Here is a 19,148-nt window from a genome sequence, read left to right on the forward strand (position 1 = left end):
ACGCGGTTGTCGCATCGCTGCGGCGGCGTCGGGCACTGGCCGTGCCCGCCCTGGTCCTGCTCGCTGCGCTGGCCGTGCTGCGCTCGTGGTACGGCACGCGCCTGGACAGCTTCACGATCGACGAGCCGTGGCACATCGTCGCCGGCACGTCCTACGTGCGTGGTGGCGACATGCACCTCAATCCCGAGCATCCGCCGCTGGCCAAGCGCTGGGTCGGCGCATGGATGCCGGCGGACTTCCGCCTGCGGCCCGAGCCCGCGCTGGAGGAGAAGAGCCAGGAACGCGAATGGGTCGAGCAGACGATGTTCCTCGACAACGATTTCGCGCGCGTCCAGCAACGCGCGCGTCTGGCGATGTGGGCATTGAACGGCGCGCTGCTCCTCGCCATCGGCGTGCTGCTCCGACGTGCCGCAGGCTTCGCCTGGGCCGCAGGTACGCTCGCCCTCCTCGCGCTCGAGCCGACGATCGGCGCGCACCTGCCGGTGGTGATGACCGACGGTCCACTCGCGCTCACGCTCGGCGTCGTGATCGTCGCGGCGGGGCTGCTGGCAGCGACCTGGCAGTGGCGCTGGGTTGCCGTGTTCGGCGCCGCGACCGGACTCGCGCTCGGCGCGAAGCATTCGGCGCTGGCGGGGCTGCTCGGCGTGGGGCTGGTCCTCCTCGCTGCCGCACTCGCGCGCCGCGACGGCGGCGTGGGCGGCCTTGCGCTGCGCGGCGCGAAGCTCGCGGTTGCCATCATGCTCGGCGTGGCGCTGCTGTGGGCACAGTACGGCTGGCGTTTCCATGCCGACGCCGATGGCGGCGACAGATTCAACCGGCCGATCGAGGACAAGATCGCCGACGTGTCGACCGCGCCCCTGCGTGCGGCGCTCGCCTTCGCCGATCGCCACCGGCTGCTGCCACGCGCCTACCTGTGGGGCCTCGCCGACACGGTGCGCACCGGCGTCGAAGGTCGCGGTGGCGGCACGCACCTGGTGTGGGGAAGGCTCTACCACGGGCGCACGCCATGGTTCACCTGGCCGGCGATCCTCGCGGCGAAGATGCCGCTCGCGCTGGCGGCACTCGCGCTGCTCGGGCTGGTCCTGCTCGTGCGCTCGCGACTTGCGCCGACGACGCGCTGGATGCTGGCCGCGCTCGCCGCGGCAAGCGCGACGCATCTCGCCGCGCTGATGGCTTCTCCCGAGGCGTGGGGCGGCATCCGCCATGCGACACCGCTGCTCTGCGCGGCAGCCGTGCTCGCCGGTGGCGCGGTGTCGATCGCCTGGAAGCGGCGCTCGCGCGTGCTCCTGGGTGTCGTCGCCGCGGCATTCGCCGCCGCGGTGGCGATGACGGCGCGCGAGCCACGCCTGTGGGAGTACCACAACGAACTGGTCGGTGGCAGCGCCGGCGCCTACCGCTACTTCGAGAACGAGGGCCTCGACCTCGGGCAGCGCTACGGCGAGGTCGCCGCGTTCCACCATGCCGAAATCGCCGCGGGCGGCCTGCCGCTGTATTCGGGTCATTGGGTCATGTCGCTCATGGAGAACCAGTGGCGCGGCGCGCACGTCGACGTGCGCCGGCGCGTGCAGGGCCTCGACGACGACAATGTCGCGGGGGTCTACGACGGCTGGTTCCTGTATTCGGTCTACGACGAGGTGCCGCGCCCCGACCGCGAATGGGATCCCGCGCCGGTGTTCGAGGGCATGCATCGCGTCGCGCGCTTCGGTTACATCACGGTCTGGCGCGGGCGGCAGCGCAATCCCGTCGGCCGGGCCGCGGCAATGACCGACGAGGTGATGGAGTACATCTACAAGCGCAACGGCGACGACTGGCAGCGCGTCGCGCGCTGCCTCGAGCCCGTCGTCGCGCTGCGTCCGCAGGCCGTCGATGCCGGGGTCGAGCTCGGCAATGCCTACCTGCGACTCGGCGACGCGACGCGGGCGGCCGGTGCGTATCGCCGGCTCCTCGAACAGGACCAGGCACCCCTCGACGCCAGGGTCGAGCAGCAACTGCGAGCGCAGGTCTCCCGGCTGGACGCCGGCGAGGATCCGTCGACGATCCCGCCGCTGCGCAACCCGTGGTTGGAATGACGCCGCCGCAAGGCACCGTGCTCAGCCGTCGAGGCCGTCCACGAAGATCGTGTCGGGCGATGCCAGGGTCTCGACCGCGCCGATGTCGCAATCGATGCCGTCGGCGGGGCGCAGGTAGCGGCGCTGGTCGGTCGCACCGAAGGTCGCATTGGCGACGCCGCACCAGGTCGGATCCGCGCGGTCGACGAGGGGACTCGCGCGCGAGGGGAGGAATGTGCGCGTGAAGCCACCGTTGTCGGCGAGTGGGCCGAGCAGCAGTTGCAACGCGGATACGTCGACATCGTTGTCCGCCAGGGGCAGCTGGCAGGTATGGCCCGGTGACTCGATGTTGCCGACCGCCTGCAACACCGTGGCGCCGTTGGCGAAGGCGCAGGTGCCCGCGAGCAGACTGTCGTGGATGCGCACGTTCGCCGCCGCGCCGCGCACCGCGAGCAGCGAGGCGACGGCGTCGTCGGGCACCGACGGCCCGGTGCGCAGGGTCGCATGGAACAGCCAGAAGATCGTCGCACTCGCGTCGGCGACGTCGACGCCGATCGCGTGGCCGATGCCGTTGGCGACGCCGGCGCGGAACGTGTTGTCGTGGAACGTGACGTTGCCCATCACGACGTTGGCACCCGCGAGCACGCGCACGGTCGAACCAATGAGGCCCGCCCCCGATCCACCGCCGCCACGGTTGCCGCTGAACAGGGCGCGCGTGATGCGCCAGGCGCCGTCGTCGGTCGCGAGCAGCACCGCGGGATGGTCCGCATGCGCATCGTCGACGGCATTGCCGCTGAACTCGACCTCGTCCATCCAGACCGTGCCGTCGCGGTAGCTGTACATCGGCCCGGTGTTGCCAAGGAAGCGTGTGCGCGCCACGTGCACGTCGCCACCGGCGCCGTCGAGCGCGAGGGGAATCGCCTGGTTGCGGATCGTGCTGTCGCGGATCATCGCCGCGCCCGACGAGGTGAACGCGATGCCGTAGTGCGCGTCGGGGCCGACCACCTCGACGCGTTCGAGGTCGAGGTCGCCGCTGCCGTCGAACATCGCCACGCCGGCGAGCGTGCTGTCGGAGGCGTGCAACGACCCCGCGCCGCACAGGCAGCCGACGGCGTCGCCGAGTTCGGAATGTTCGATGCGCAACTGCGCGGCGCCGTTCGCCGACGTCGCGGAGACGACGCCGCCGCCGGCGGCGATGCGCACGCGACGCAAGGTCGCGCCGCCACTGTCGATCTCGATTGCCGCGTCCTGCGACGCGAGCGTGACGCCGTCGAGCACGAGCGCGGCCAGCGGGGTCACGCGCAAGAGGTCGAATGCGCCGTTGCCGACGATGCGTGTCGCGTCGGCGCCCGCGCCATCGACGGCGACATCGCCGACGGCGTCGAGCGCGCCGCGGGTGACCGTGTACTGGCCGGCGGCGAGCACGACCGTGTCGCCGCCCGGCGTCGACACCGCGGCGTCGAGGGCCTCGCGCAGCGAACAATCGCCGGCGAGGCAGCCGTCGGGCGCGGGGTCGTCGCCGCGCGTGACGAGGTAGGTGGCTGCCGTCGCGGGCAGCGACGCGAACAAGAAGCCGAGGGCGAACGAGCGATGCAGGATGGACATGGCGATCTCCGTGGACACGCCGTTCCACGGACGATCGCGCAGGCATGGGCCATGGCCGTTGCGCCGCCGCGGCGACGGCGGCGCAGGATGGGAGCTCAGCCCGCGCCGAGCGACCGCGCGAGCGACCGCGCCTCGCGCAGGCGCGTGGCGTGTTCGGGCGCCTGCAGCCGGTCGATCGCCTGCGCGACGTCCGCGCGCGCGCCGGCGAGGTCGCCGTCGCCGCGGTGCACGCGGCTGCGCACGAGATAGACGACGCCGAGCATCGGTCCGACCGTGTCGTCGCTGCTCTGCTCGAGCGCGGCGCGCGCCTGCTCGACGATCTCGCCCGCTTCGCGGCGCATCGCCGCATCGCCGGTCGCGACGAGGCTCGCCGCGAGTTCGGCGCGCGCCTGCGCGACTTCCGCGTGTTCGGGCCCGTAGGCCTTCTCGATCAGCAGGGCGGCGCGGCGGCGCGCGGCGATCGCGTCGGCATAGCGACGCTCCGCGTGGCGCAGCCCGCCGATCACGCTGTTGACGTAAGCCGCCTCGTACGAGTCGTCCTTCGACAAGGTCGCCATCACCGCGACGGCCCGCGCCGCGAGCGCATCGGCTTCGTCGAAGCGCTCGAGCTCGCCGAGCACGCTGACGAGTTCGAGCGCGGTCAGCCAGGTGTAGACGCTGTCGCCGCTGACCGCGCGGAACGCCTCGAACGAGGCGCGGTAGCGCTGCGCGGCGAGATCGAGCCGTCCCTGTGCGCGCGCGAGGTTGCCATGGAACTGCAGCGCCTGCGCGTACTGCCCGCTCGGCGCCTTGGCGAGGATGCCGATCGCTTCCGCGAGCGACGTATCGGCGGCGTCGAGCCGCCCCATGCGCCGCTGCAGGTCGCCGAGGCGGATCAGCGTGCCGCCGAGGATCACGTGGTCGTGCGGCAACTGCACGCGCTCGATGCGCAGCGCCGCCTCGTATTCGGGCAGCGCTTCGTCGTACTTGCGCTGCACGCGCAGCGTGTCGCCGACCGACATGTGCAGCAGGGCGGCGCGCGCGTTGTCCGCGCCTCCGCCCGCTTCGACGATCCCGATCGCCTCGTTCAGCGCCGCGTGCGCCTCGGCGAAGCGCGCGCGCTCGTGCCGCACCTTGCCGAGCAGCGAGAGCGGGCCGACCAGCTCCATGCTGCGTGGTCCACGCAGTGCGCGGATGATCTCGAGCGCATCGCCTGCGAGCCGCTCGGCGCCTTCGCCGTCGCCCTGGATCAGGTGGATCTTCGACGCGATCATCTCGGCCTGCGCCATGCGTGCGCCACGCGCCGCGCCGAGCTCGCGCAGGCGCGCGATGGCCGCGTCGACGAGCGGCGTGGCGGCCTTGATGTCGCCCGCCGCGTACAGGCCGTCGGCGTAGGCGACCTGCGTTTCCGTCGCGGCGAGGCTGTCGTCGCCGCCTTGCCGGCGCTGCAGCTCCCAGGCGCGCGCGAGCGTCGCGAGGCCGGCCTTGCCGTCGTCGAGGTTGAGCTGCATCTCGCCGAGGTCGCGCAGCAGCTCCGCCTGCAGCTCGGGTTCCGTGCCCAGCGTCGCATCGATCTGCGCGACACCGTCTCCGATCAGCTGCGACGGCGTGCGCGCCTGCGCCTTCGCGCGCGCCACCGGGTCCTGCTCGCGGAACAGCGCGACCATGAAGTCCTTGACGCGTTCGGCGCGCGCGAGCTGGCGTTCGGCGTGCGCGCGCTCTGCGTCGGCGCGACGCGCCTCGCTGCGCGCGACCTCGGCCTGCCACAGCGCGATGCCGAGGCCGGCGAGCACGGTGACCGCGACGAGCGCGGATGCCGCGACGCCGACGCGGTGCCGGCGCACGAAGCGCGCGAAGCGATACGACGCCGAATCGGCGCGCGCGGTGATCGGCCGCTTCTCGAGCCAGCGGCGCAGGTCGTCGGCGAAGGCCGCCGCGGTCGGATAACGGCGTGCCGGGTCGCGCTGCAGGGCGGTCGCGATGACGACGTCGAGGTCGCCCGAGAGCACCTGCGCGAGGTGCTTCGGATCGATGCCGGGACCGTACAGCGCCTCGATGTCGTGCGTGGACAGGCGCGCGGCGAGCGAGCTCGCGCGCTCGCTCGTCTCGTGTGTCGCCTCGTGGGCGAGCTGGGCCGGCGCGCTGCTGCGCCGGCGCGGCAGGCTTCCGGCCAGCAACTCGCACAGCAGGAGCCCGAGCGCATACACGTCGGTCGCCGTGCCGATTTCCTCGCCGAGAATCTGCTCGGGCGCCGCGTAGGCGGGCGACAGCACGCGCAGGCCGGTGCCCGTGCGCGTCTGCTCGCCGCTTTCCTCGAGCAGCTTGGCGATGCCGAAGTCGAGCACGCGCGGATCGCCATTGGCTTCGACGAGCACGTTCGACGGCTTGAGGTCGCGGTGCACGACGAGGCGCGCGTGCGCGTAGGCGACGGCCTGCGCGACCTTGGCGAGCAGCTCGACGCGCGCGACGACGCCGAGGCGTCGTTGCGCCGCGTGGTCGGTGAGCGGCACGCCGTCGACGTGATCCATCACGTAGAACGGCCGGCCGTCCTCGCTCATGCCGCCGTCGAGCAGGCGCACGATGTAGGGATGGTGCAGGCGCGCGAGGATGCGCCGCTCCTGCAGGAAGCGGCGCAGCACCGCGTGCGTGTCCATGCCGCGCTTGAGCACCTTGACCGCGACGCGTTGTTCGAATGCACCGTCGCTGCGTTCGCCGAGCCAGACCACGCCCATGCCGCCTTCGCCGATCGGATGCAGCAGGCGATAGGCACCCGCGCGGCGATCGGTCGGTGCCGCGTCGGCGAGCAATCCGGGTACGACATCCGGCACGCCCGCGTCGAGTACGCCGTCCTGTTCGTCCGCGGCGAGCAGCGCACGCACTTCGGCGGCGAGCACGGCGTCGGCGATGGCCGCGAGGCGCTGCTCGCGTTCGGCCGGCGGCAATTCGACGAGTTCATCGAACAGCGCGGAAATTCCCCCCCAGCGCGCAGCGTCGACCATCATGCCCCCGCTTTCAGCGTCGCCGCGCAGCGCGGCGACCGATGCATCAATGGCCCGCGATCTCGCGCTGCAGGAACGCGCGCGCGCGCCGCCAGTCGCGCTTGAGCGAACGCTCGGACCGGCCCTGCACGCTCGCGATCTCGGCCAGTTCCAGGCCCGCGTAGAAGCGCATCTCGACCAGCGCCGCGAGCGGCGCGTCGAGGCCGGCAAGCCGGTGCAGCGCATCGTCGAGCGCGAGCACCTCCTCGCCGCGATCTTCCGCCGCCGCCTGCAGCGCGGTCGTGTCGAGCGACGCGACCGGCTGGTTGCCGCCGCGACGGAGCGCCGCGCGCGCACGCACGTGGTCGATGACGATCTGCCGCATCACGCGCGCGGCGACGGCGAAGTAGTGGCCGCGGTCGTTGACTTCGATCGCGCCATGCTGGGCGAGCTTGAGATAGGCCTCGTGTACCAGCGACGTCGTGCGCATCGCGCCCTCGCCGCGCAACTGCCCGGCGGCGAGCCGGCGCAGTTCATCGTAGAGCAACGCGAACACGCGCCCGGACGCCTCGTCGTCACCGTCGCGTGCCTTGCCGATCAGCTCGGTGATATCCGCCATGCGTCCCCCGGGTCGCCGCTACGGTGCCACGCGGCGGCGGCCGCGGCAAATCGGCCGGGGAAGGCCGGGGGTTTTCGACGGCGGAGGGCCGAGGGGCATCGCGGCTTGCGCGCTCGCGGCGCACGTCACCTGTAGGCGCACCCTGTGCGCCGTCGTGCCTTGGTGCGGCACCGCGATCGCCACAGGGTAGGCTCCCGCTGGAGGCGCGTTACGTTTCGTGGCCGATGAAGATCATCGTGGCTGAAGCCGCTCCTGCACGCGGCCGCATCGAGACGGTCGCTCCCACGGAAAGAGCCGCGGGAGCGACTTCGGTCGCGATGCCCTGGACGCGCGAGCAGGCCCACGGCATTCGCGGCTGGAAGCCGCTCCCACGGAGGGAGGGGACTTGCGCGTCAGCCGTCGAAGCCGTCGGCGAACACGCTGTCGCTGACGTCGAAGCTGACCGGCACGACGAGGCGCGGATGGGCCGGGTCGTTGCTGCCGATGCACAGCGCCGCCTCGTAGTGGCCCGCGGCGAGCTGCGAAGGGTCGAGCGTCGCCGTGACCGTCGCCTGTGCATTCGCGTCGATGCTGCCACTGGTGGTGTCCAGGCTCAGCCACGGCACGTCGGACGGCGTGGCGCAGGCATCGAGCTGCTCCACCGCGCGCACGAGCAGCGCGTGGTAATCGTGGAAGCGATCGACGATCGGATCCCACGAGCCGAGCGCGCCCGGGTTGCCGCGCATAAGGTAGCCCGCCCCTGCGTTCGGCTCGCCGTTGACGTCCGAGGCGACGAACGAGGTCCCGGGATCCATCGGGTCGAACTGCACGCCGATGTAGACGTTGCCGCTCGCGACGCTGATGCCGAGCCCGGACAGGTCGACGCGCACGAAGGCGGCCTGGGCCGTGTTCGGGATGTCGGTGGCGACCGCGTCGACGGCCGCGAGCAGGTTGCCCGGTCCGCCGTCCCAGCCGCTGTCGTCGTAGACGACGAGCTGGAACGCCTGGCTCGTGCCTGCCTCGGAGGAGAGGAACGAGACGCACGCGCTCGTGAACGTCGCCGGATAGGCGCTGGGCGTGAAGCGATCGACGTAGCCGGCGATCGTGAACAGGCCCGAGCCGTCGCGATAACCGTCCTCGGGCATGCCGTCGTCGTGCACGATGATGCCCGGGGTCGATTCGTCGCAGCCCTCGGTCGAGGCGCCACGCAGCGAGACGACCTGGGTGTGGCCCGTGCGCCAGCGATCCTGCGTGCCCGCGTCGTCGGCGGCCTTGCGCGTCGCGAGCGGCGAAAGCGGCTGCTGCCGGGGCGCTGCGGCCGGCTGCGCGGCGGGTGCCTCGATCGCGTTCCACTCGAGCCCGATCTCGCCCTGGTTGGCGATCACGAACGGCACCGTCACCGGCGCGCCGCCCGGCTCGCCCGCGGCCGCGAGCGGATCGGGCGTCACCGCGATCGTCGGCGGCACGAGCGCCGGCGCGACGTCGAGGTGCACGCTCGTGGCCGTCGTGTACGCGGTCGGCGAGGTGCGCGTCCAGGCGAGCGCGCTCGCCGGCGTCAGCGACGGCGTGTTGTACGAATACAGGTTGCCGATCGACGCATCCACGTTCTGCAGGCCGACCGTCGCACTGCCGCCATTGTCCCAGTCCGGATTGGCCGGGTCGCCGAACACGGTGTTGGCGTAGTGGAACTGGAGCGAACCATCCTCGCCGAGGTGCGCCTGGAACACGGCGGGCGCGCCACCCGTCTGCAGGAAGTGCGGCCGGACCCACTGCACGATCACGCGCCGGTTCGGCGCCGTGCCGTCGACCCGCCACCAGACGTTGCCGGAGCTGTTCGCGAAATCGTCCCAGAACGGCGCGATGATCGGACCGCCCATGAACACGTCGGGCTCGTACGGCAGCGGATCGTTGAAGGCGTAGCTGAAGCCGTCCAGGGTGCCGAGCACGAGCGTGCCGTTGTTGCCGATCGTGAGCAGGTTGCTCGCGTCGTCGAAGAACGGGAACGCGAACGGCAGCGTGACGCCGGTCGCACCGTCGTCGCCGAGATCGAGTGGCGTGCCACTGTCGACGATGTCCGTGAACCCGAACGCGACCGGCGCGGCGGCGTAGCCGGGCTCCTGGTCCTGCGCGGTCCAGGTGGCAGCGTAGTCCTCGACGCCGAGCGTCGCGGTGACGATGCGGTTGAATTGCACCGATGCGCCCGGCGCGACGTCCTCGTGCATGAGCGCGAAGATCGAACCATCGACGCTGTCGACGAGCGTGTGGTAGGCGAGCGTGCGGGTCGAATCGTTGGTCAGCGTGTAGCAGAAGTTGACCGCGTCGCCGGCATGCACGGCGAGATCGGTGGCCGTGCCGCAGGTGTCCGGGTTGCCGTCGTCGAGGGCGAGGCCGACCGCGAGCGTGATGCCGCTGCCGAGCGTGCTGGACGGACCCACGTGCAGGGTCGTCGGCGCCGCCGCGGCCGCGGCGAGCGGTGCGAGCAGGCCGGCGACGATGACGCGGCGGAGGATGGGGATCGTATTCACGGCGGGGCAACCCTCATGCTGGAAGGAGGGGCCGGGCGAACCGGCCATCCGTCCGACCCTAGGCCGCCGCGCGGCGCGGCGCATCACACCGGCGTCAGCACGCGTTGACACGCGCGTGACATCGGCGTGACAGGCGGTGTCACGGCGCGTGTTCGGCCGCGCGGCGCTGCCCGCGCAGCACCTCGATGCGTCCGCGCAGTCGCTCGGCCGCACCGGCCTCCCCGCTGGCCTCGTACAGCGCGAGCAGCGCCTGCGCCGCACCGAGGTCGCGGTCGGCGTAGGCGGCGAGGCGCCCGCCGATGCCGCGCGCGTCGTCGAGGTGCCCCGCACGCACGAGCGCGATGACGCGTGCCGCGCCCGCGGGCACCCACTGGTCGGCGCGGTTGGCGGCGAGCCCGAGCTCGACCGCGAGCGCGTAGCCGGCCTCCGCACCGACCTCGTCGCGCCCGGCTTCGGCGATGCGCGCGCCGGCGAGCGCCGCGACGAACGCGCGGTCGGCATCGAGGGGGGAGGCACCGGCATCGCGCAGGCGCTGCAACGCATGCGCGGCGACCTCGCGCCGGCCCTGGGCGAGCGCGGCGTCGACGAGCAGGTCGACCGCGCGTGAGAGGCGCGCATCGCTGCCGGGATTCGGCGGCGCCAGCACGCGACCGACGATGCGGTCGACGTCGGCGTCGGCGAGTGCCGGCGGCGTGCCCGCCGCCGTGTCCCGGGCCAGGCGCATGAGCACGAACTCGGGTGGCGCGGCCGGCGTGCCGTCGTCATAGCGCTCGACCAGGCGGCCGAGTTCGTCGAGCCGGCCGTTCGCGAGCAGCGCCTGCGCGTGCGTGTAGGCGATCGCGAGCACCGCGCGCGGGTCGTCCATGCGCGGCGCGAGGCGCCACGCCTTGGTGCTGCTCGCGAGCGCGTCGTCGGCCTCGAGCATCATGCGCTGCGCATCGGATTTCGCGGCCAGCGACGAGGCGAGGTGGTCGATGACGCCGAAACGCTCGAACACCGCGGCACCGCGCTGGAACGACGCGACCGCTTCGGCGAAATGGCCGTGGTGCGCGTGCGCGAGCCCTTCGTTGTTGTCGAGGCTCGCCTCGCCGGGCAGGTTGCCCGCGGCGCGCCATTCGATGCGCGCGCGGGCGAAGCTCGCGAGCGCGTCCTCGTAGCGGCCGAGCTGGTCCTCGATCACGCCGCGCATCATGTAGGCGCGACCGAGCAGCAGCGGCTCGTGCCGGCCCTCGAGTGCGGCGAGCGCGTCGCGGCAATACGCCTGCGCACGCTCCGGCTCGTTGCGGTTGAAGGCGACCGCGCACAGGCCGTACAGCGCGCGCGCATGCACGACCGGCGACACGCCCGCGGTCGTCGCGAGTCGTTCAAAACCGCGCTGCGCCTGTTCGATGCGCCCCGCGCGCTCGTCGACTTCGGCCACGCGCACGGCGATCTCGGGCATGCGCTGCAGGTCGAGCGGCGCCGCTTCGGCGATCGCCGCGGCCTCGCGCAGGTCGCCTTCGAGGAACGCCGCGTCGATGCGCTGCTGCAGTTCCAGCGCGGTCGGCCGCGCCGGTGCTTCGGCGATCGCCGGATCGCCGAGCCAGTCGGCCAGCGCCCGATCGATCGCCTGCAGCGGGGTCGGCGCACTCGCCGCGTGGCGCACGCTGCGTTCGGCATCCTGCACGTCGAGTTCGACCCCCCAGCCCTGCGCGTCGCGGCGCACGCGCGCGGCGAGCACGAGGGAGGCGCCGGCCTTCGTCGCGAGCGCACGGCGGCGCGCCGGGTCGGTTGCCGCATCGCCATCGCGCGCGAGATAGGCGATCACCTGCTCGGACGGCAACACCGTGAGGTTGCTGCGTTCGCGCAGGCGCGCGGCGAGGTAGTCCATCGCGCCGAAGCGGATCCAGCGTGCGTCGCCGCCGTCGTCGGCGACCTCCACCGGCAACACGAGCGCGGCGCCCGCCTGCACCGGCGCATCCGGCACGCGCGCGCCGCGCCATGCGGCGAACAGCGCGACGCCGGCCACTGCACCGGCGAGCATCACGGCGAACGCGAGGACGTGGCGGCGCCGGCGACGGGTCGCCGGCTGCGGCACGACGCTGGTCGCTGCGTCGCCTTCGTCGACCGACGCTCCGACGGCCGCGCGCGGCGTCGCCGGTTCGTCGGCGACGTCGACGGGCGCGACCCAGTGGTAGCCGAAGCGCGCGACCGTGCGGATGAAGCGCTGTTCCTCGCCGGTGTCGCCGAGCGCGCGGCGCGCGCGCGAGAGGGTCTGGCCGAGCAGCGCGTCGCTGACGTCGGCGCGGCCCCATACCGCGCTGATGAGCTCGTCGCGGCCGACCGCGCGTTCGCGTCGCTCGAGCAGGTAAACGATGCAATCGAACGATTTCAGCGGCAGCGCGACCGGCCCGTCCGCGTCGCGCAGCTCGCGCGACGCCGGGTCGAGCTCGAAGTCCCCGAAACGGTAGTGCCTTGCCGACATGCTCCGACTGCTGCGAACGCGTACCCAGGCCGGCGCCCGGACCCGCGGGGGCCGCCGAGCGCCGGCGGGCCATCGGCCACTCTAGCGGGTTGGTCGCGCACGCGTAAGCCTCCCGCGCCGCCGCCGTCGCCCGATCGCGCTGCGACGGCGGCGCGCCTGCGGTCAGTCGTCGCCGTCGGCCTCGAATCCATCACGGTACACGACGAGCCAGTTGCTGTCGCTCGCGTTCGCGATGTCGCCCGCATACGGGCCGGTCGTGCTCGCACCGACGTCGATCGTCGCGCCCTGCGCATCGTCGCGCACCGGGGCGGCGAGCAGGTAGTGCACGCTCGCGTTGGCCGCGACGGTCGCGCGGTCGAGCAGCGCGCCGCTGCCGCTCGCGGCGCAGGCACCATCCGCCGCGTCGAGGCAACTCCAGCTCGCCGCGGCCGCGTCGATGCCTTCGGGCAGGTCCACCGCGACATCCACCTCGCGCGCGTCCGCACTGCCGTGGTTGCTCACCACCACGTCGTAGACGAGGGTGTCGCCGTAGGCGACGTAGTCGTGGCCGTCGCCGATCGCGACGACGAGCGCGATGTCGGGCGCGAGGTTGTGCAGCGCGAACACGGCCGGCGTCACGGTGCCGGCCGCGGTCGCCGTGACCTCGTAACTGCCGACGAGCGCGTTCGCGCCGGCCTGGACCGCCGCGCGGCCGTCGGCATCGGTCGTCGCGCTCGTCGCCGAGAGGTTCGCGCTCGCGCCACTCGCAGGCGCGGCGAATGCGACGGCGACGCCGGCGACCGGATTGTCGTACGCATCGCTGACGCGCAGCGCGAGCGGTTCGGCGAACGCGCTCTCGACGACCGTCGACTGCACTGCGCCGCCGGTCGCGACCACCTGCGCCGGCGGACCGGCGAGGTTGTGCAGGTCGAACGACGCGACGCCCGGCACGCCTGCGGCGCTCGCATCGACGACGTAGCTGCCGGCGATCGTGTTGGCGCGCGCATCGACGCGCGCGATGCCGTCCGCGTCGGTGACCGCGCTCGTCGCGACGAGCGCGCTCGCGCCGCTCGCCGGCGCGCTGAACGTGACGGTCACGCCGGGCACGCCGATGCCCGCCGCGTTCGCCACGCGCACCTGCAGCGGCGCGGCGAACGGCGCGTCGACCCCGGTCGACTGCGAAGCGCCGCCGACCGCGGCCAGCGTGGTGGGCGGATCGAGCGCGAACTGCGCATCGATCGTGCAGTCCGCATGCACCGCGGCGACGGTGTATACGACGCCTGCGAGCGCGCCATTGCAGGTGCCGGTGACCGCGCCGACGTGATAGCCCGGGTCCGGCGCGAGCGTGAACGCGATGCTGCCGCCATCGCCGACGACCTGCGGCGTCGCCGGCACGATCGAACCGTGCGGCCCGGCGCCGGGCGTGACCATCCATGCGGGAACGCCGTTGCCGCTCGCGCTGACCGGGTAGGTTTCCGGCACGCCGTCGCTCGCGACGTCGATGCGAGCGGTCCGCGCGCCGAGTGCGCTCGGCGTGAAGTGCAGCGAGAACGTACATTCGCCCTGCGCGGGCAGGGTCGCGGCCGCGCAGGCGGCGGCATCGGTGTCGAGCGCGAAGCCGTCGGCAGCGCCGTCGCCGAGCGTGATGCCGGCGAGGTGCAGGTCGCCGTCACGCAGGTTGCGCACGGTCACCGCGCGCGTCGCTTCGACACCCAGCGGCACGTCGCCGAACGTGACGGCAGCCGCGGCGAGTTCCGGCACGATGCCGGTGAGACGCACCGCGTAGTGGTCGATGACGGGCGGCAACCAGATGCCGCCCCATGACGCGTCCGTGATCAACGCGTCGTCGATCGTGATCTGGTCGGCCACGCTGATCATGTACGCCGACCCTTGCGCGCCGAGCAGGCCCGAGCCGAGCACGAGTGCATAGGAACCCGGCGTGAGCGCGACGTCGGGCAAGTCCGCACCGTATTCGTCGGCGTCCGCGGCGACATCGATCACGGCCGAACCGACCAGCGCGTTGGTGAACGCGGTCGTGTCGGGCAACGGTGGCGGCGTGGTCGGACCCGCGATGCGCACGACCGCGGCGTACACGGTGCCGCTGCCGAGGAACATCCACGCGCCGACATGGCGCAGGCGCGCTTCGCGGTCGACCGTGAAGCGCACGGCGACCGCGCGCCCGGGCGCCACCGACCCGCTCGTCTGCGTCGACTTCCACGCGGCCGGGCCGGCGCTTTCGACGAGGAAGTCCGTCGCCGACGGCGGCGTCGGCGGCAGCGTCTGGCCACGCGCGAAGATGCGTACGGTCGTGCCTTGCAGCGAACGCGCGTTGGTCACCGCATTCACGATATAGGGACCGACCGTCTCGCTGGCGCGGGTCGGGCACGGATACGTCGCGCAGGCTTTGGGCATCGTGATAGCGAACGTCGTGCCGGTCGCGCCGTAGCGGCCGATGCCGACCATGATCGCGTACCAGCCCGGTTCGAGCGTCGCAGCCAGGGGTGCGGAGACGTCGGCCAGCGTTGCGGACGGCTGCAGCAACGTCGTGCCGATGAGGCGGCTGTCGCCTGCGACATCCGGGACGGTATCGGGCGTGGCGACCTGGTACAGCGCCCCGTAAACGGTATGCACGCCGTCGCCGTACGCATGGATGCCGATCTCGCTGATCGCGGTGCGTTGCAGCAGCCGGAAGGTGATGCCGGCGGGATTCGGACTGACCGAGAGGCCGCTACCGAAGTCGCCTGGCGCATGGCTCTCGAACACGAACGGGGCGGGATCGGCGTGCGCGATCGATGCGAAGGCGATGCACGCGAGCAGCAGCAACGTTGCGACGGCGCTGCGGAAGGCGCGGATGCGCGGGCGCGAGTGGCCGGGTCGGCCGCGCGGTCGCGCGTCCGCGCCGGGCGAAGAATGGTCGTTCATGCGGAACCCCTGTTTTTCGATGGCGATGCGACCGCGTGCAGCGGTCTTGTTCGAGAACAAGCGGAAAAGCGCATCGCGGGATATCACGCGGATGCCGACCGGGTGCCGCGCCCGTGCGGACGGCGGCGAGACAGGCGAGGAAACGATCGGGCGGAATGCGGAATCTCGCGACGACGCCTCGCTCGGCGAACGAAAAAAAGCCCCGCATCGCTGCGGGGCTTTTCGTTGAAGCATGAAGCGGGAACGGAGGATCAGAAATCCATGCCGCCCATGCCACCCATGCCGCCGCCCGCCGGGCCGTGGCTGTGGGCTTCTTCCTTCTTCGGCGCCTCGGCGACCATGGCTTCCGTCGTGATGACGAGGCCGGCGATCGACGCGGCGTTCTGCAGCGCGGTGCGCGTGACCTTGGTCGGGTCCAGGATGCCCAGCTCGACCATGTCGCCGAACTCGCCCGTCGCGGCGTTGTAGCCGAAGTTGCCCTTGCCGTCGGCGACCTTGTTGAGGATCACGGACGCTTCTTCACCGGCGTTGGTGACGATCTCGCGCAGCGGCGCTTCCATCGCGCGCTTGGCGATCTGGATGCCGTGGTTCTGGTCTTCGTTGTCGCCCTTGAGCTTGGCGATGCCGGCCAGCGCGCGGATCAGCGCGACGCCGCCGCCCGGGACCACGCCTTCCTCGACCGCCGCACGCGTGGCGTGCAGGGCGTCTTCGACGCGCGCCTTCTTTTCCTTCATCTCCACTTCCGTCGCGGCGCCGACCTTGATGACGGCCACGCCGCCGGCCAGCTTCGCCACGCGCTCCTGCAGCTTCTCGCGGTCGTAGTCGGAGGAGGTCTCCTCGATCTGCGCCTTGATCTGCTTGATGCGCGACTGGATGTTCGCGGCCTCGCCGGCGCCATCGATGATCGTGGTGTTCTCCTTCGAGATCACGACCTTCTTCGCGCGGCCGAGGTCCTTCAGCGTCGCCTTCTCGAGCTGCAGGCCGACTTCCTCGGAAATGACCTGGCCGCCCGTGAGGATCGCCATGTCCTCCAGCATCGCCTTGCGGCGGTCACCGAAGCCCGGCGCCTTGACGGCCGCGACCTTGACGATGCCGCGGATCGTGTTGACGACCAGCGTCGCCAGCGCTTCGCCTTCCACTTCCTCGGCGACGATCAGCAGCGGCTTGCCGGCCTTGGCGACGCCTTCGAGCACGGGCAGCAGCTCGCGCACGTTGGAGATCTTCTTGTCGTACAGGAGGATGTACGGGTCTTCCAGCTCGACCTGCTGGCTCTGCTGGTTGTTGATGAAGCGTTGGTGCGCTTGCGCCAGCGTTACCTGCTGGCGCCTTGCTCGAACGGCAACATCTCGTTGATGGTCGACCTGGCCCGGCGCAACGGCTTTGTCTGGGACGCCGTGCTGGGGGCCGAACTGGCGCGCGACTACAAGCCCAGCCCGGTCGTCTACCAGGCCGCGGCCGCCTCCCTGGACTGCCCCCGCGACGAGGTGCTGATGGTGGCCGCGCATTCTGCAGACTTGGCCGCTGCAGCGGAAGCGGGTTTGCGCACCGCCTTCATCGCGCGCCCCGACGAAAAGGGCCCTGGCCGGGGTGAGTCGGGCGCCACCGTGCCGGTGGACTGGCATGCCCAGGATCTGGCCGATCTGGCCGCGCAATTGATGCCGGACTGATTGAACGGGCCGGGCAACGGCGCTCAGTGCGCTGCCGAGCTCGCCAGCGTCAGCCGCAAGGCCTGGTCCAGCGGTGTTGCGGGCAGCGGCCCCACCGCGGCCTGCAGCATGTCGCCACTCAGCGCGTGTGGCACCTCCCACAGGTAGGCCATCTCGGCCAGCTCGCGCCAGATGGGCACGGCCCAGCCCAGGGCGCGCATCAACCCCCAGGGGATGCCGCCGCGCCTCACCGGCCCGGCGGGCAGCAGGCCCAGCGGGCGGGCCACGCGCTCGATCGCGGCCAGCAGTTCGGCCCCGGTAAGGGTGTGGCCCGCGAAGTGGTAGTGGCGCACGCCGGGCACCGAGGGCAGGGTGGCCACGGCCACGAAGGCCTGGGCCAGATCGGGCAAATAGGCCCAGGCGTGGGCGCGGTCCAGCGGGCCGGGGTAGACCAGCTTGCCTTTGGTGATGTCCTTGGCGATGGCCAAGTCCAGCCAATTGCCGGTGCCGCTGCCGAAGAAATCGCCAGCGCGGATGACGTCGCTGCGCAGGCCATGGCTGGCTCGGGCTGCCATGCGGGCTTCCAGCTCGCAACGCCAGCGGCCCTTGCGGGTGGTGGGTTGCTGGGGTGTGGCCTCGGTGAGCAGCGGCGGCATGCCGCCACCAAAGTTGTAGATGTTGCCCGGCAGCATGAAGCGCGCCCCCAGGCGCTGGGCCAGGTCCATCCCGCTGTCGGCCAGCGGCAGCAGGTCTTGCCCCCAACGGGTGTAGACCGGGTTCAGCGCATGCACCACCACGCTGGCGCCAGCGGCGGCGCGGGCCAGGGCGGGGGCGTCGTCCAGCCCCAGGGCCAGCGCCTGGGCGCCCGGCGGCAAGGGGCCGAGCGGCTTGCGGGCCTGGGCCAGCACGCGCCAGCCTGCGCCGGCAAAGGCCCGTGTGGCGGCGGCGCCAAAGCGGCCTGCGGCGCCGAGGACGAGCACGGTGGGTTGGGTGGGAGTGGTCATGGTGGCTTCGTTGGATTTGGCGATGCCGCCAGTCTGGGCGCAGGCCACGCATTCCACAATCGACCAAGGATGCAAGCCAGCTATACACTTCCGTATGAGAAACGAACGCTTCGACTGGGCCCTGGTGCAGAGCTTCCTGGCCGTGCTGGACGCCGGCAGCCTGATGGGCGCGGCCCGGCAACTGGGCGCCCGCCAGCCCACGCTGTCGCGCCACATCGCCGAGCTGGAGGCCCAGTTGCAGGCGCCGCTGTTCGAGCGCACCGGCCGCGGCGTGGTGCCCACCACCGCCGCGCTGGCCATTGCCGACGCCGCGCGCGACATGCAGGCCGGTGCCCACACCCTGCGCCAGGCCCTGGCCGGCCAGCGCGACGCCACCACCGGCACGGTGCGGCTCACCACCAGCGAGGTGGCGGCGGCCTATTTGCTGCCGCCGGTGCTGGTGGCGCTGCAGCAGGCCGAGCCGGGCATCCAGGTGGAACTGGTGGTGTCGAACGCGCTCACCAACCTGCTGCGCCGCGAGGCCGACATCGCGGTGCGCATGGTGCGGCCAGCCCAGGGCTCACTGGTGGCACGCAAGTTGGCCGACCTGCCCATCACCGCCTGCGCCCACGAGCGCTACCTGGCCCAGGCTGGCACGCCCGAGCGGCCCGAAGACCTGGTGCAGCACCGGCTGGTCGGCTTCGACCAGGACGACACTATCTTGCGCGGCTTTGCCGCCATGGGCCTGCCGGTGGGCCGCGAACAGTTCGTGCTGCGCACCGACAACCAGATCGCCAACGGCCGGCTCATCGCGGCTGGCGCCGGCATCGGCTTTGCTGCGCGCTACCAGCTGCGCCACTGGCCGGGGGTGGTACCCGTGCTGCCGGATTTGCCCATCCCGCCCATGCCCTGCTGGCTGGCGGTGCACCGCGAGATCCGCACCCGGGGGCCGGTGCGGCGGGTGTTCGACTTCCTGGCCGAGGCCTTGCCAAATGCGCTTGAAGCCTCTGTTTGAGAAGGTCAGGCCGAGAGTGAGAGCAAACTTCCCAGCACGGTATCGCTGGTCTTGAGGGTGGCCAGGTTGGCCTGGTACTGGTAGAGCTGCACCCGCTGGGCGGTGAGGCTGCGGTCGGGCATAATGCGCTTGAAGCCTCTGTTTGAGAAGGTCAGGCCGAGAGTGAGAGCAAACTTCCCAGCACGGTATCGCTGGTCTTGAGGGTGGCCAGGTTGGCCTGGTACTGGTAGAGCTGCACCCGCTGGGCGGTGAGGCTGCGGTCGGGCATAGGAAGGGCATAGGAAATTCAAACGCCCTTTTGAGCCAGTCTGGGGGCATAGGAAATTCAAACGCCCTTTTGAGCCAGTCTGGCGGGTAGGTAGCGGACGCGCAAGCGCCGGTTGGGGCTCAGATCGGTGGTTCGCGC

The 19,148-nt window shown here is 71.9% G+C and carries 10 protein-coding genes and 1 pseudogene; 3 read left to right on the forward strand and 8 right to left on the reverse strand.

Annotated elements, in window-relative coordinates:
- Positions 1-41: 41 nt before the first annotated feature.
- Entirely contained in the window at positions 42-2,069 is a 2,028-nt protein-coding gene (locus tag EV148_RS15355) for a tetratricopeptide repeat protein (RefSeq protein ID WP_131999730.1), read from the forward strand.
- 21 nt (positions 2,070-2,090) lie between these two features.
- Here the strand turns inward: EV148_RS15355 and EV148_RS15360 are convergent, their stop codons facing one another.
- The 7 genes and pseudogenes from EV148_RS15360 to groEL all read right to left on the reverse strand — a co-directional run.
- The gene (locus EV148_RS15360; protein WP_131999731.1) at positions 2,091-3,653 is read right to left on the reverse strand and encodes a choice-of-anchor Q domain-containing protein; all 1,563 of its coding nucleotides are present in this window, start codon (positions 3,651-3,653) and stop codon (positions 2,091-2,093) included.
- A gap of 95 nt (positions 3,654-3,748) precedes the next feature.
- Positions 3,749-6,634, reverse strand: a complete 2,886-nt coding sequence (locus EV148_RS15365) for a serine/threonine-protein kinase (RefSeq protein WP_131999732.1) — start codon at positions 6,632-6,634, stop codon at positions 3,749-3,751.
- 43 nt (positions 6,635-6,677) lie between these two features.
- Entirely contained in the window at positions 6,678-7,229 is a 552-nt protein-coding gene (locus EV148_RS15370; RefSeq protein ID WP_131999733.1) for an ECF-type sigma factor, read from the reverse strand.
- Between the two features lie 392 nt (positions 7,230-7,621).
- Positions 7,622-9,733, reverse strand: a complete 2,112-nt coding sequence (locus EV148_RS15375) for a hypothetical protein (RefSeq protein ID WP_131999734.1) — start codon at positions 9,731-9,733, stop codon at positions 7,622-7,624.
- 139 nt (positions 9,734-9,872) lie between these two features.
- Positions 9,873-12,197, reverse strand: a complete 2,325-nt coding sequence (locus tag EV148_RS15380) for a winged helix-turn-helix domain-containing protein (RefSeq protein ID WP_131999735.1) — start codon at positions 12,195-12,197, stop codon at positions 9,873-9,875.
- A gap of 162 nt (positions 12,198-12,359) precedes the next feature.
- Complete coding sequence (locus EV148_RS15385; protein WP_158287496.1) at positions 12,360-15,098, reverse strand: Ig-like domain-containing protein; 2,739 nt, start codon at positions 15,096-15,098, stop codon at positions 12,360-12,362.
- A gap of 251 nt (positions 15,099-15,349) precedes the next feature.
- A pseudogene (groEL, locus tag EV148_RS15390) lies at positions 15,350-16,387 on the reverse strand (chaperonin GroEL); the annotation flags it as partial.
- Positions 16,388-16,393: 6 nt separating this feature from the next.
- Between groEL and EV148_RS15395 the strand changes: the two are divergent.
- On the forward strand, positions 16,394-16,765 hold the full coding sequence (locus EV148_RS15395) for an HAD-IA family hydrolase (RefSeq protein ID WP_241988118.1): 372 nt from the start codon (positions 16,394-16,396) through the stop codon (positions 16,763-16,765).
- 23 nt (positions 16,766-16,788) lie between these two features.
- Here EV148_RS15395 and EV148_RS15400 read toward each other — a convergent pair whose 3' ends face one another.
- Positions 16,789-17,748, reverse strand: a complete 960-nt coding sequence (locus EV148_RS15400) for a Rossmann-fold NAD(P)-binding domain-containing protein (RefSeq protein WP_131999737.1) — start codon at positions 17,746-17,748, stop codon at positions 16,789-16,791.
- Here EV148_RS15400 and EV148_RS15405 point away from each other — a divergent pair.
- Entirely contained in the window at positions 17,747-18,742 is a 996-nt protein-coding gene (locus tag EV148_RS15405) for a LysR family transcriptional regulator (protein ID WP_199222801.1), read from the forward strand. The two genes, EV148_RS15400 and EV148_RS15405, sit on opposite strands and share 2 nt — an antisense overlap.
- Positions 18,743-19,148: the final 406 nt, after the last annotated feature.

The organism is Dokdonella fugitiva, assembly GCF_004342425.1.
Classification (GTDB): domain Bacteria; phylum Pseudomonadota; class Gammaproteobacteria; order Xanthomonadales; family Rhodanobacteraceae; genus Dokdonella_A; species Dokdonella_A fugitiva.